General features: G+C 52.2%; 10 protein-coding genes and 4 pseudogenes. 7 read left to right on the plus strand and 7 right to left on the minus strand.

Features of this window, described 5'->3' with window-relative positions; all coding sequences use genetic code 11:
• Positions 1–27 precede the first annotated feature (27 nt).
• Complete coding sequence (locus KQP84_RS14245; RefSeq protein ID WP_252515508.1) at positions 28–213, plus strand: hypothetical protein; 186 nt, start codon at positions 28–30, stop codon at positions 211–213.
• Positions 214–477: 264 nt separating this feature from the next.
• Here KQP84_RS14245 and KQP84_RS14250 read toward each other — a convergent pair whose 3' ends face one another.
• Positions 478–693: a hypothetical protein gene (locus KQP84_RS14250; protein ID WP_215847011.1), complete on the minus strand. Its 216-nt coding sequence runs from the start codon at positions 691–693 to the stop codon at positions 478–480.
• Between the two features lie 262 nt (positions 694–955).
• Positions 956–2,475: pseudogene (gene exaC / locus KQP84_RS14255) on the minus strand (acetaldehyde dehydrogenase ExaC).
• A gap of 232 nt (positions 2,476–2,707) precedes the next feature.
• Here exaC and KQP84_RS14260 point away from each other — a divergent pair.
• Positions 2,708–3,270, plus strand: a pseudogene (locus KQP84_RS14260) (class I SAM-dependent methyltransferase).
• Here the strand turns inward: KQP84_RS14260 and KQP84_RS14265 are convergent.
• Positions 3,258–3,980: a glutamine amidotransferase gene (locus KQP84_RS14265; protein WP_215847012.1), complete on the minus strand. Its 723-nt coding sequence runs from the start codon at positions 3,978–3,980 to the stop codon at positions 3,258–3,260. The pseudogene KQP84_RS14260 and the gene KQP84_RS14265 overlap by 13 nt on opposite strands.
• Positions 3,981–4,160: 180 nt before the next feature.
• Here KQP84_RS14265 and KQP84_RS26400 point away from each other — a divergent pair.
• Together KQP84_RS26400 and KQP84_RS14275 are read left to right on the plus strand one after the other, a co-directional pair.
• Positions 4,161–5,044, plus strand: a pseudogene (locus tag KQP84_RS26400) (DMT family transporter).
• Positions 5,045–5,090: 46 nt separating this feature from the next.
• Positions 5,091–6,454, plus strand: a pseudogene (locus tag KQP84_RS14275) (CoA transferase).
• Position 6,455: 1 nt separating this feature from the next.
• Here the strand turns inward: KQP84_RS14275 and KQP84_RS14280 are convergent.
• Genes KQP84_RS14280 through ghrA form a run of 3 tightly spaced genes read right to left on the minus strand, consistent with a single transcriptional unit; the run spans position 6,456 to position 8,788 of the window.
• Positions 6,456–7,025 carry a TorD/DmsD family molecular chaperone gene (locus KQP84_RS14280; protein ID WP_215847013.1) on the minus strand — a complete coding sequence of 190 codons (570 nt, stop codon included), beginning with the start codon at positions 7,023–7,025 and terminating at the stop codon, positions 6,456–6,458.
• A gap of 26 nt (positions 7,026–7,051) precedes the next feature.
• Positions 7,052–7,789 (minus strand): phosphatase, encoded by a 738-nt coding sequence (locus KQP84_RS14285; RefSeq protein WP_215847014.1) that lies wholly within the window; start codon positions 7,787–7,789, stop codon positions 7,052–7,054.
• Between the two features lie 57 nt (positions 7,790–7,846).
• Complete coding sequence (gene ghrA / locus KQP84_RS14290) at positions 7,847–8,788, minus strand: glyoxylate/hydroxypyruvate reductase GhrA (RefSeq protein ID WP_215847015.1); 942 nt, start codon at positions 8,786–8,788, stop codon at positions 7,847–7,849.
• 221 nt (positions 8,789–9,009) lie between these two features.
• Here ghrA and treA point away from each other — a divergent pair, with 221 nt between their 5' ends.
• Together treA and KQP84_RS14300 are read left to right on the plus strand one after the other, a co-directional pair.
• The gene (gene treA / locus KQP84_RS14295; protein ID WP_215847016.1) at positions 9,010–10,695 is read left to right on the plus strand and encodes an alpha,alpha-trehalase TreA; all 1,686 of its coding nucleotides are present in this window, start codon (positions 9,010–9,012) and stop codon (positions 10,693–10,695) included.
• Between the two features lie 174 nt (positions 10,696–10,869).
• Positions 10,870–12,972: a TonB-dependent siderophore receptor gene (locus KQP84_RS14300; protein WP_215847017.1), complete on the plus strand. Its 2,103-nt coding sequence runs from the start codon at positions 10,870–10,872 to the stop codon at positions 12,970–12,972.
• Positions 12,973–13,089: 117 nt separating this feature from the next.
• Here KQP84_RS14300 and KQP84_RS14305 read toward each other — a convergent pair whose 3' ends face one another.
• Positions 13,090–13,338, minus strand: a complete 249-nt coding sequence (locus KQP84_RS14305; RefSeq protein ID WP_215847018.1) for a GlsB/YeaQ/YmgE family stress response membrane protein — start codon at positions 13,336–13,338, stop codon at positions 13,090–13,092.
• 213 nt (positions 13,339–13,551) lie between these two features.
• Between KQP84_RS14305 and KQP84_RS14310 the strand changes: the two genes are divergently transcribed.
• Entirely contained in the window at positions 13,552–14,286 is a 735-nt protein-coding gene (locus tag KQP84_RS14310; RefSeq protein ID WP_215847019.1) for a flagellar brake protein, read from the plus strand.

Here is a 14,286-nt window from a genome sequence, read left to right on the forward strand (position 1 = left end):
CTATTTATTTATTCTTGCATTTTTTGCGTGCTGGCCAATCTGATTATGGGGGTGGGCGGAGCAGCATTAATTTATATTTCCAAGGGGCATTTTTACTATCCATTTCATCAGGTGATAAGAGCTATTTCTTTTGGGATAATTGCAGGCTCAGCCATTACACTCGCAGCAATTTTATTTAAACTTATCGATATATTTAAAATAAAAAAACGTTAAATACACCCCATTCCTTTTTGGATGGGATCCTTCAAACCTGCCAAACGCACACACCTACTCGTTAGATAATTGGATTTTGGTTATCCCCCCCGCCATTTAAAATATTTTCAACCCTGATAAATTGACATAAATATTAAAGATGGAGGTTTTTTATTTATAAAGTAGACCCATAGCAAAATAAATTGCTGGTGAATCTGTTGGGAAATATGCGCCCGATTTGTTAACGCCATGAGTGGGATCTTTTTCGGGCTTAGCGGATTTTTATTACCAGAAGCGATATTGCTGATCCAGCTGATGAATCGATTCCTGACGCTCCATACTTTCATTTTCTTGTGATTTCACTGCTAACAGCAAATCTGCATCTTCTTGGCAGATAACATACACCGACTGACGTCCCGGCAGATTCACGGTAATAATGCTCTCCTCAACAGCATCAAGCACTTCATCATGTTGGCTCAAATAGCTATAAACGTGTTCCACAATTATCTCCTTATATTGAAAGACGCGCAGTGTACGAAGAGTCGTAACTTACTATCGACAAAACCTGATTGATCTTGAACGCATTCTGACTTCTGAACTTGCAGCACTCTGACACGCGCAGTTGACTATTTTATGACAGCAAACCGTGATTCATCCGATCTACCCGCGCGGCGCATCTTCCCTATCAACGTATTACATCACAGCGACAACCCGTCGTTGATAAAAACGGGCGCGCTGCAACGGCTGCAACACGCCCGAGGGATTAGAAGAAGCCCAGCGGCTGAATGCTGTAACTTACCAGCAGATTTTTAGTTTGCTGATAGTGATCAAGCATCATTTTGTGGGTTTCACGGCCAATGCCCGATTTTTTGTAACCGCCAAATGCCGCATGTGCCGGATAAAGATGGTAACAGTTGGTCCAGACGCGTCCGGCTTTGATTGCCCTACCCACGCGATAGGCGCGGTTGATGTCACGCGTCCAGACGCCGGCGCCCAATCCGTAAATCGAATCATTGGCGATGCTGACCGCTTCCGCCTCATCTTTAAAGGTGGTAATACCGATCACCGGCCCAAAAATCTCTTCCTGGAACACCCGCATGCTGTTGTTGCCTTTCAGCAGCGTCGGTTGAATGTAATAGCCGCTGGAAAGCGATCCTTCCAGTTTTTCCACGCCTCCGCCCACCAGCACTTCTGCGCCCTCTTGCTGCGCAATCTCCAGATAAGAGAGGATTTTATCGAACTGCTGCTGTGACGCTTGCGCACCAATCATGGTTTCGGTATCCATCGGATCACCACGCTTGATGGTTTTGATGCGTTTTAACACGGCGGCCATGAAAGGTTCATAAATTGATTCTTGCACCAGCGCACGGGAAGGACAGGTACAGACTTCGCCCTGATTCAGGAAGCCGAGCACCACGCCTTCTGCGGCCTTCTCAATAAAGCTCTCTTCCGCCTGCATAATGTCTTCAAAAAAGATATTCGGTGATTTTCCGCCTAACTCAACGGTAGAAGGAATCAGGCTTTTCGCTGCCAGTTCGAGAATATGGCCGCCCGTGGCAGTTGAGCCGGTAAAGGCAACTTTGGCAATCCCAGGATGCGAGGCCAGCGCTTCACCCGCTTCTTTACCAAAGCCATGCACCACGTTTATGACACCCGGAGGTAATAGATCTTTGATCAGATCAACAAAAAGCGTGATAGAAAGCGGCGTCTGTTCTGCGGGTTTTAACACCACGCAATTGCCTGCCCCCAGCGCCGGAGCGAGTTTCCACGCCGCCATCAACAGTGGGAAGTTCCACGGGATAATCTGCGCGACCACGCCCAGCGGTTCATGGAAATGATAGGCCGCAGTAAACTCATCAATCTCCGCCGCACTGCCCTCTTGCGCCCGCACGCAGCCCGCAAAATAGCGGAAATGGTCAACAGCCAGCGGCATATCAGCAGCCAGGGTTTCACGTACGGGTTTGCCGTTATCCCAGGTTTCGTTTACAGCGATATATTCAAGATTCTCTTCCAGCCGATCGGCAATTTTTAACAGCACCAGCGCGCGCTGCTGCGGCGAGGTTTTACCCCATGCATCAGCGGCGGCAGCGGCGGCGGCCACGGCATTATCGACATCAGCGCTATCAGAGCGCGGAAACTCCCCACGGTTGATCCGTTCACTGGCGAGGTATTGGTGAAGTAGTTGCCATTAACCGGCGCTACAAACTCACCGTTAATAAAATTGCCATAGTTTTTTTGTAGCTGAATGAGAGAACCTTGTTCTCCGGGAGCGGCGTAACGCATGGTGTTTCTCCTTGTAGAGTGCAGGATGTAACAACAATTAAACTTATTATTAACATGGCTGATCTTCGTCAGACTGTCAGATTTAGAGAGAGGAAACTGTGACCGCGGCGAAGGAATAGTTGCGCGACGTAAAGCTACAGATAATTCCGACTTTTCCCCGCTGCGCTCACATAAAAGAAACTTGTCGCTGAGAAACAGTCAATATGGGGAAGTATTCATACAGGAGATCAGCATGCTGGCTTCGGCTTTTACCTTAATGCGCAAAAAGCAGACTTCGTTCATCAGTTCATTCGTAATCCGCGCAAAATGGGCAGCATTACGCCTTCATCAGACACACTGTGCCGAGCCATGACCCATTCAGTCGCGTGGGATAATCAACTGAATATTGCGGAGTTGGGTGCAGGTGATGGGGTTCTAACCCGCCAACTTCTGGCGCGGATGTCGCCGGAAGCGACGCTGGATGTGTTTGAGATCAGCGGTTCGCTGGCAGAGAAACTTATCGCAATGGACGATCCTCGCATGACGGTTCGTACCTGTTCAGCGGAATACCTTAACGGGAAATACGATGCCATTTTCTCTGGCCTGCCGCTGTTATCACTGCCGCCTGCTTTGCGTGATGCGATCCTGCGAGCAGTATTTAATGCGTTAAGCCCAACCGGCGTATTTGTACAGTTTCAATATACGTCACTGACGCAACCCGATCTGTCGCGCTATTTCACCTGGGAACGCCAGCGGGTGCTTAAAAACGTGCCACCCGCCTGGGTTTATCGCTGCACGCGTAACTATGCGCCTTGAGCCTGCTTGATTGCCGGGCGCGTCTGTAACCAGAACGCGCTCAGCAACTCCCGCGCCCAGTCAGCGTCTTCTGCTTCTGCCCCGCTCATTTCCACACCTTCAGGCAAACATGCACGCATGATCTGCTGAGTAAATTCCGGGTGAAACTGCACAGATAATGCCTGCGGTGAATAGCGCACGATTTGACAGCCATCTTTGGCAGAATGCGCCAGCACCTGCGCTTGCGGCGGCGGTGTAATCACCGATTGTCGATGTGAAAGCCAGACACTGAAAGATTTAGGTAGTGCGGACAGCAGCGGATCCTGTTGCGCCTGCGCGCTGCACACCAGCGGCAATAAACCGCGTTCCCAGCCTTGCGGATTGTCTGCCACTTTACCGCCTAGCGCGTAGGACATCAGCTGATGCCCATAGCAAACGCCAAGCAACGGCAACTCAGCGTCGATAGCGGCGCGTACCCACGCCGCGCTGCGCTCGCTCCATTCGGCGTGGTCAGTCACCATCGCCCAGGAACCACTGAGAATAGCAGCGGAAATTTGGCTAAATTCAGGCAGCGCTTCACCCAAATGCGGGCGCACAATAACGTACTCATCGGGCTGTAAATCTAACGCGTCAATAAACCAGGCGGGCTGTTCGCCAATTTGTGCCACGACGTTTGCGGGAGGAACTTCTAGCTGAATTAAGGCAAGGGGTAATGCAGGCGTTTTTATCATACCGAATCGAATCCTCTGCGAAGTGGGCGTTTCGGAAAATCAGTCTGCCAGCAATCGCCTTAAAAGTCTTATGATTTTCCATTCGAAGTAAAAACAGAAAATATCTTTCATCTCCTGACAGAATGCCCCCAGATCGTGCCATCATTAGTGTGCAAAGGTAACTAATTAAAGGATGGTATTGTGGCGGCGCGGCATTTTTTTCTGGTCTTAATGGTGGTGTGTATCTGGGCCTTCAATAACGTAGCAGTGAAATGGGGCTTGCTGGAGTTACCGCCGCTGTTCCTGACGTGGATGCGTTTCGTGGTGGTCGCCATTATTTTGGTGCCGTTCTGCCGTATAAACCGGCAGCAATTCCCTGGCTGCTGCTGCTGGCCTTCACCTTCGGTTTTATGCACTTCTCGTTGCTGTTCGTCGGAATGCGCTACACCGATGCCGGAACCGGCGCGATTGTGGTGCAGCTCGGCACGCCGATTGCCATGTTGCTGGCGATGGTGGTGCTGAAAGAGAAGCTAAAAATGGTGCAGCTGTTTGGCATTTTGGTTTCACTGAGCGGCGTGGTGGTGCTATCCGGCAGCCCAACCATTCCTACGTGGTGGGTACTATGCCTGCTGTTGTGCAGCGCTACCGGCTGGGCCGTCAGCAACCTGATCGTCAAAAAATCACCCTCGATTAAACCACTGACCATGACCGGCTGGATTGCCTTTTTGGCGGTTCCGATTGTTGGCGTTGCTTCGTTAGTCATGGAATCTCATCAGCTGACGGCGTTGAGTCACGCAGGCTGGCGCGGCTGGTTTGCCATTTTTTACAGCGCTATCGCCTCGTCGATTGTTGCTTACACGCTGTGGTACATGCTGTTGAAAAAATACAACGTCAATTTGATCATGCCCTACTCGCTGCTGACGCCAGTCTTGTCGGTCTTGATGGGGATTGTGGTATTGGGTGACAGTCTGAACAGCTTTAAAATTATTGGCGCCTCGCTGGTGATTTTGGGGACAGCGATTGCCGTGATTAACCTGCGTAACCTGCGCATGCACGCACGTTTCCCGCGTCTTCGTCGACGTTAAAGCAGCGTGCTATGCTTGAGAGAACGTGATTCTCAGGAGCATAAACATGGACCATCAGCTCGCCGCGTCACTTTGGCAGCAGATGTGGCAAGGATTGCGCGGCAATATTGCACCGCAACCGTTGCCCACCTTTGTTGATACCCGCACATTTCCCTCCGCTTATGCCGTCAGCGAACTGGCGGCCAGCAGCCTTGGCCTGGCGACCCAAGCTGCCGCAAACCTGATAACTTCATCGCAGCCCGTTGAGATAAACGTGCGGCTGGCTTCGCGCTGGTTTCAACACAGCTTCATGCCTCTTAACCGCCCTGCGCCCGCGTTATGGGATCCTTTTGCGGGCGATTACGCCAGCGCGGATGGCTGGATACGTTTGCACACCAACGCCGCCCATCATCGCCAGGCGATGGAAAGCGTGCTGGGCCGGCATCCCGATCGCCAGGCATTAGCGCAGCAGGTGGCGCGATGGCAGACGACTGAACTGGAACAGGCGATTATTGCTGCTGGCGGTTGTGCCGCTGAGATGCGCAGCGCAGAAGCCTGGCAGCAGCATCCTCAAGGCCAGGCGGTGAATCAGGAACCGCTGATCGCCTGGCAAACCACTGCGCCCGGCCCTGTCCCCACCTGGAGACTGCCCACTGCACGTCCGCTGTTGGGCATCAAAGTATTGGATTTAACCCGCATTATTGCCGGACCCGTTGCAACACGCTTTCTTGCCAGCCTCGGCGCGAATGTGCTGCGTATTGATCCACCCGGCTGGCAAGAGCCGACGCTGGATGAAGAGATCACCTGTGGCAAACGTCGTGCGGTGCTGGACTTAAACCTTCAGGCGGATCGCGAGACGTTCACTCAACTGCTGCGTGAAGCCGATGTTTTGGTGCAGGGTTATCGCGCCGATGCGCTGGAAAAGCTTGGATTTGATGCCGAAACGCGGCAGCAGCTGGCGCCCGGTTTAGTGGATGTCAGCCTGAATGCATGGGGATGGCAAGGCCCATGGCGTAATCGTCGGGGTTTTGACAGCCTGGTACAGATGGGATGCGGCATTGCTGAACAAGGCATGCGCAGTCAACACAGCAATAAACCCACGCCGCTGCCCGTGCAGGCGCTGGATCATGCCACCGGCTATCTTATGGCGGCTGCGGTGCTGGAAGGATTGCGTCAGCGTAAAGAATCAGGCAATGGCAGCCAGGCGCGTTTATCGCTGGCGCGAACAGCGTTGATGCTGCAACAGCATCGCTATCCCGAGGAAGCCAGCAATCCGGTATTCATGCTGAAGTCAGCGATAATCTGGCGATGTTTGAGTTAACGCAATGGGGATTGGGCGTGCGCTTGCGTTCTGCGGCTTACCTTCCTGGCACCGCGCTGATCTGCGCGACGCCAGGATGCTTGCCGGGTACGCATCCGGCGAGCTGGTAACTTATTCGTCGTCTTCGTCTTCTTCAGCGCTTTCGGCCAGTTCGTTATACATGGCCTGAATCGCTTCACGACTCAATGCAGCCAGCGTGCGATAAAACGCGCTGGTCGCATGCGCTTCGACTTTACCCAGAAACGCACCGCACCAAGGCAGTAAATAGCGTTCAAACAGCGCTAACTGGGCCGCACTTTCATCTTCCGCAGACTGATCTTCCAACCAGGAAGCCGCCAGCATCAACACGCCAAAATGATCGGCAGGCGCATCGCTCAACGGCATTCCGCGTGAGGACAAAAATGCGCGGACTTCCGCCTCAGTTTTCCCTTCTGGCCATTGCGATGCATAAGGCGGAACTTTACAGTCGCTGCCGACAAACAGCGCGTTGTAGTCTGCGGCTAACGCCTGGGGATCGCTGCTCTGCTGCAAACGCTTTAACAGATCGTCTTGTTCCAGCGGCCATTGCGCCTGCAATTTGCCTTCACGCAACAGCGTAAACAGCGGCACCAGCAGCGGATCTTGCGGTTGGCGATTAAACAGCGAGCCGATCACGCGGCACAGAATGGAAAACTCATTCATGAGTCAGAATCCTTGAAGCAATAAAGTTAAAAATCAGCCAGTTCAGCAATGTGTTTGCCGGTACGCTGCTCAAGGAAATCGAGCAGTCGACGCGGCGTGACATTTAACACGCGATCTTCAGGAAAATCCACTTCACGTGTAATCCGCAAACAATGCTCAAAATGACCCAGCGTAAAGGCGGTATGGGAATCTGAACCAAATGCCAGACGTCCGCCTGCATCCCGTACCGCTTGAGCAATCGCGCGGCAGTTTGGTTCACTGCCTGGGCGCGAATGGGTAAAGGAGGAGTTATTGATCTCTAGCGCAACGTCATAATGTGCAGCCGCTTCAGCAATCGCCGGAATATCTACCGGAAACTTCGGATTACCCGGATGGCTAATTATATGCACCAGCCCGCCCGCCATGGCAGCAATCATCGCGTCGGTGTGATGCTTTTTATCCCGTGGGGCATAAACCGGCTCGTGGAAACCGGCCACGATTAAATCCAGCGCATCCAACATCGGGCCAGAACAATCAATCTCGCCCTGCTGGTTTTTAATATTCGCTTCGATACCGCGCAAAATCGCCACGCCATCGATCACGCGCGGCCAGATGCGCATGTTGACGAAATGCCAGTAATGCGGTGCATCTGCCATATCGGGACCGTGATCGGTAATAGCAAACAGCTTTAAGCCGTTCTGTTTCGCCTGCGCGACGTAATCGTGCAGCGTACTGTACGCGTGGGTACTGGCGACGGTGTGCATATGCAGATCTACCGGATACATCTTTTTCTCCTGCTGATCGCCCGTCATGGGCTGGGATAAAAAACAGAGCTTTAATAATTAATAGCCGCGCTGGCGATCAACGCAACCTCGCGGCATTTCACCCGCTTCGCGCTGCGTGATGGCGTGAGCGATATAATCCATCGCCTCTTCCGGTAACGTGACAGCCGCATTATGTGGCGTGATGGTGACACGCGGATGTGACCACAGCGGATGACCTTCTGGCAACGGCTCAACCTGAAACACATCCAGGGCGGCAGCTTTGAGTTGACCACTGTTCAAGGCAGCCAGCAGATCGTCCTCAACGACTTGCGCGCCTCGCGCCAAATTCAGGAAGAAAGCCCCTTGCGGCAGCTGTTGCAAGAAGTCCCGATTAATCAGGTTACGCGTTTCGGCGGTGCTAGGCAGTAGATTGATTAACACCTGCGTGCCGTGCAAAAAATCATTCAGCGATTCGCGTCCGGCAAAGCTGGTGATGCCTTCCAGCTGCTTAGGCGAACGGCTCCAGACGCGCAGCGGGAAGCCCCAATATTTCAGGCTTTCAGCAACGCGTTGGCCTAAAACCCCCGCACCAAGAATACCAACGGTAAACGTTTCACGTTTGTAGCCCGTCAACGGCTGCCAGCACGGCTGCTGCTGTTGCAATCGGTAATCATCAAAGCGGCGAAACCAATCCAATACGCGATGCGTCGCGTACTCTTGCATCTGACGCGCCATGCCGGTGTCTTCAAGACGAAACAGCGGCACCGCATCGGAGAGCATGTCGGGATGGCGTTTAAGCTGCGCGAGGATCTCATCCACGCCAGCGCCCAATGCAAACACGCCGCGTAGATTTTCTCTTCCACTCAACATCTCTATTGGCGGTGAACGCACCAGCGCGTAATCGGCGGGTGCGCTATCGCCCGGCTGCCAACGACGCACGCGTGCTTGCGGCAGTCGTTGTTCTAAGCCCTTGATCCAGAGCGTGGCGTCTTGCGAGGGGTGAAACCAGATAATCTCCATACTGCTCTCCTTTTTTCTTTTCAGCGTCGGGGAAAAAGGCAACGAAGACAAGGAAAAATCCATACAAAATCCAGGATTTTGATTCCCTGCTTTTAGCGATTTATTCCCGCGCCTTCACATTTCCGGCTCGCTTCAGGGTGAAACACTGAGATAGCGTCTAAAGTTGTTCGAGTGGTCAATGCGTTACGCGCGACCCGCTTTTCGGACAAGGAGAACAACCGATGATAAAAACTGAGGTAAACGCCACTGAAGGGCGTCAGGGCTACGCACCATTACTGCTTACGCTGTTGCTGAGCGTGCCCGCATTTACTGTTCACGCAGATGATAATTCACGCATGCTGAGCAATCAGCCGCAGCCGCCCGATGTGCGTTTAGGGCCATTATTTAACGCCGTGCAACAAGCAAAATTTTATCCTGATCAAAAGACCTTTGCTGATGCGCTACCTAAATATGATCCCGCCTCGATTCTTGCCGACTGGCAGATGCAAAAGAATCAACGCAGCTTTGACCTAAAACGCTTTGTGTCAGCGAATTTTACGCTGCCCACTAATGGCGACAAATATGTGCCGCCAGCCGGTCAAAGCCTGCGTGCACATATTGATGGTTTGTGGCCAGTACTGACTCGCACCGCCAAAAGCGCCGGGCAATATGACTCGCTGCTGCAACTGCCGAAACCTTATGTTGTTCCCGGCGGCCGCTTCCGTGAGGTCTATTACTGGGACAGCTATTTCACTATGTTAGGTTTGGCAGAAAGTGGTCATTGGGATCGCGTGCAGGATATGGTGGATAACTTCGCCTCACTGCTGGATCGCTACGGCCATATTCCCAACGGCAACCGCAGCTATTATCTCAGCCGTTCACAGCCGCCCTTCTTTAGTTTGATGGTTGATCTCTTGGCTACTCACGAAGGTGACAAAGCCTATACGCGTTATCTGCCGCAGTTGCAGAAAGAGTATGACTACTGGATGGCAGACAGCGACATCGTGGCAGCCGGCGATGCCAGCAAGCGCGTGATTAAACTCGCCGATGGCACCCTGCTTAATCGGTATTGGGATGCCCGTGATGTGCCGCGTACCGAATCCTGGATGGATGACGTGAACACCGCGAAAAAGGCCCCGCAGCGCGATAAAGCGGAAATGTACCGTGAGTTGCGCTCAGGCGCGGCGTCTGGCTGGGACTTCAGTTCACGCTGGTTTACCGATGCACATAACCTGGCCACCATCCGCACCACGCAGATAGCACCGGTCGATTTGAACAGCCTGATTTTCCATCTGGAAAAAGTTCTCTCGAAAAGCTACCTGCTGAATAAACAGGGCAATGTGGCGAAGCAGTACGCTGACCGCGCTGAGAAGCGTCAGGCCGCGATCAACCGCTATTTATGGGACAGCAAGCAAAGCTGGTACGCAGATTACGACTGGAAGAAAAAGCAGGTTCATCCGCAGCTCACCGCCGCTGCTCTGTTCCCGCTCTACCTGCACGTCGCCAGCGATAAGCAGGCCGACAGCACCGCCAGCGCGGTTGAGAAACAGCTTCTGAAACCGGGCGGATTAGTGACCACCACGGTGAATAATGGCCAGCAATGGGATGCACCTAATGGCTGGGCACCGCTGCAATGGGTCGCGGTAGAGGGTTTGGAACACTACAAAAAACCGCAACTGGCCAAACAGGTTGGCCTGCGCTTCCTGCAAAACGTGCAAACCACCTACGATAAAGAACATAAACTGGTTGAAAAGTATGTGGTTGAGGGTAAAAACCTGGGTGGCGGCGGTGGCGGTGAATATCCGCTACAGGATGGTTTTGGCTGGACCAACGGCGTCACGCTGATGCTGCTCGACAAGTATTGTCCAAAAGACAAAACCTGTAACAGCGCCCACGACATTCCTCAGAGCTCCACTTCAACGCAGTGATCCTAATCTGATACTGTCGGATCAAACCGACAGTATCAGCTTGTTTACCTTGACTTCCTTTCGTCGGCAGGCAGAATTGCACTCAATTTAACAAATGGTAATGATTCTCAATATAACAATGAGAATCTTTACCATACTGTTTCCTTGCCTTAATCTGACCTGAAAGGATCGCTAATGACACTGCCTTCTCCTGTGAAACGCAGCGCGGTTTACTGTGCGCTGGCGCTTACTGCTCCGACATTTTCCTTCGCGGCTGAAACGTTGATTGTCACAGCACAACCACAAGAAAGCGCCGAATCGCCAACGCAGGGGTATTTGGCGACTACCAGCCAGGGCGCGACTAAAAGCGATCGACCATTGATCACCACACCCCAATCCGTATCGGTGATTACTCGCCAGCAGATTCAGGATCAGGGCGCACAGGATCTCAATCAGGCACTGAATTATACGCCAGGCGTCTTCACCAATTTTGCCGGTGCGGCGACGCGTTACGACACCATTTCGCTGCGCGGTTTCCACGGCGGCGATGTCGATAACACCTTTATCGACGGCCTGCGTGTTATGAGCGACGGCGGCAGTTTCAATGTCATGCAGGTGGATAACTGGTTTCTCGAACGCGTTGACGTGATCAAAGGCCCCTCTTCGGCGCTCTATGGTCAAACCGTGCCGGGCGGCCTGGTGAATATGATTACCAAGCGTCCACAATACCGCGAAGAGGGACATTTTCAGCTTTCAGCAGGATCCAACGCGACCACCAGCGCGGCTTTCGATTACACCAATGCAATCAACGATCAATGGGCATTTCGCCTGACTGGCATTATGCGCAACAGCGATACGCAATACGATCACACCCGCGAAGAAAAATATGCCCTGATGCCGCAGCTGATGTGGCAGCCGGATGAAGATACGCATCTGATCCTGAAAGCCTATCTGCAAAAAGATCCTTCTGGTGGTTATCACGGATCAGTGCCGGGTGAAGGCAGCATTACCGAACACAACGGATATAAACTCAGCAACGGTTTTTACGAAGGCAACAGCGATCTCGACCAGTTCAAGCGCCATGAGCAAATCTACAGCTTCGACTTCTCGCATCGCTTTAATGAAATCTGGTCTTTCTCTTCAACCGGCAGCTATAGCCACTCGAATGTCGATCTCGATCAGGTGTATCAGATTGGGTGGAACACAGCGAACAGCGATTTACTGAACCGCTATTATTCAGGTGAACGTTCATCGCTTTCTGCGTGGGCTACCGATAACCGCTTGCAGGCGGAGTTCGCAACGGGCGCGCTGGAGCATCGCGTTAATGTGGGTGTCGATTTTCACCGTTACAAGAATGAGATCAGTAAAGCGTCTGGTGATGCTAACCCGCTGAATGCCGTAACCGGTGAACAGGTGGGTGCGATGCCGGGCTACGGCTGGACAGAAGCGACGCGTCGCTATTATCAAACCGGTCTCTATCTGCAAGATGAGATGAAGCTGGATCGCTGGCATCTCGATCTTTCAGGCCGCTATGACCGCATCGTCGCTAATAACAGCGGCAGCGATCGTCGTCAGGACGATCACATCAGCGGGCGCGCAGCCCTGCTTTATGCCTTTGATAACGGCTTATCGCCGTACGTGAGCTGGAGTCAGGCGATTACGCCAACCGCGCTGACGGATATCAACAATAATCTGCTAAAACCCACCACCGCAGAGCAATATGAAGCGGGTCTGAAGTACCAGCCGAACGGCACGCGCGATCTCTACACCTTAGCGATCTATGATTTGATGCAAAAAAATGTCTCTAACCGCGATGTGATCACGGCAACTTACACCCCTTCTGGCAAAGTGCATTCGCAAGGTATTGAGCTAGAGGCGCGTAATCAGATCACCCCACGATTCAGTACGATCGCGGGCTACACGCTTAATCATTTGCGCTTCAAAGATTCAGTGGATGGCAACGATGGGCACACACCTTACGTGACGCCAAACAGCATGGCCTCATTTTGGGGACATTATCAGTTCGATTACGGTCTCAGCGCGGGCGCGGGTGTGCGTTATATCGGCAAGCAGTGGGCTGATAACGAAAACACCACGCGTTTGCCTTCCGTTACGCTGTTTGATGCTTCGGTACGCGCAGATTTAGGGGCCTGGAACAGCAGCTTGAAAGGCACATGGGTGCAGGTTAATGCTAATAACCTAACCGATCGCAATTATGTCGCGGCCTGTTACGGCACCGGTTATTGTTACTGGGGCGCAGAACGTACGGTGATGGCGACGGTGGGAGTGGATTTTTAATCACCACTGAGATGACAAACATACGGTTTTAAGCGTAAGGCGCTAAACGCAAAACATGAAAAAGGGGACGAATCACTTCGTCCCCTTTTTTGTTTAGATCGTCTTTGACGCTGAACGTCAGCTGCGCACTTTACGGTAGATAAACAGCACCACAATGGCACCAATTACCGCAACCACGAAACTGCCGAAGTTGAATCCGTCCACACGACCGAAACCAAACAGGGTGCTGATCCAGCCACCAACAACTGCACCGATGATACCGAGCACAATGGTAAGAATAAAGCCGCCGCCGTCTTTGCCCGGCATAATCCATTTAGCGAGAATACCGGCGATTAAACCAAAGATGATCCATGAAAGAATGCCCATTAACTACTCCTTGCGTTTTTTCTGATTACATTGTGTTCGCCTGATTAATCAAGCGGTTTACCGCAATAAGTATAGACACACTTTTCAATTTTGCCTGTTGTGTCACAGTTAAAAAATTTAGTTAGCAAGCTAAAGCTTTTTTGTGCAGGTCGATAACGGACAAGTGGCAAAGGAAACAGAAATGATGACGAAGCAATCATTTGGAGCCAGTGAGTGAAAGAATCCGATAACGAACAATACCTCAAAAGAGGAACGCTAGCTGTCCTGGGAGTAATGAAGGAGCTGCTGCGCTATCAAACACCGCTCATGGTGACCTTTTCCCGTGGGCAATTTATCAGCCGCATGTTAGCCGCAGATGAAGATCGTATCGTGTTCGATTTAGGCAGTAATAACCTGGACAACGATTACGCGCTGAACTGTCGCGAAGTGAGTATTTCGGCTGAAACCAAGGGTGCCAAAGTAGAGTTCAGTCTTGCCGCGCTGGAGATGACTGAACATGAAGGCTTGCCTGCATTTAGCGCTGGGCTGCCTGCGTTGCTGTGGCAGATTCAACGCCGGGAATTTTTCCGCATTGATGCACCACTTGAACCGCAATTTTGGTGTCATACGCAATGGCCAAATGGGCAGAAAGCCCGTTTTCGTTTGCAGGATCTCTCGCTAGGCGGTATTGGCGTGCTGGTTGATGAAGCGCTGCCTGAAGCGTTAAAACCTGGCGATGCATTCAAGTCGTTCCGGGTCGAGCTGGGCGAATATGGTCATTTCGAAGTGGGGGCAAAGCTGATGCATATTGGCGAGCGCAGCCTGGTCTCCAGCAAAAACGAAACGCGCATCACGCCGCGACTGAGTTTCCGTTTTACCACTATCGAACCGCTTCAGGAACGGCAGTTGCAGCAGGTTATTTTTGCCTTAGAACGCCTGGCACGCGACAAAGCTAATCGTTTTCAATAA

It is taken from the genome of Candidatus Pantoea bituminis (assembly GCF_018842675.1).
GTDB lineage: Bacteria > Pseudomonadota > Gammaproteobacteria > Enterobacterales > Enterobacteriaceae > Pantoea > Pantoea phytostimulans.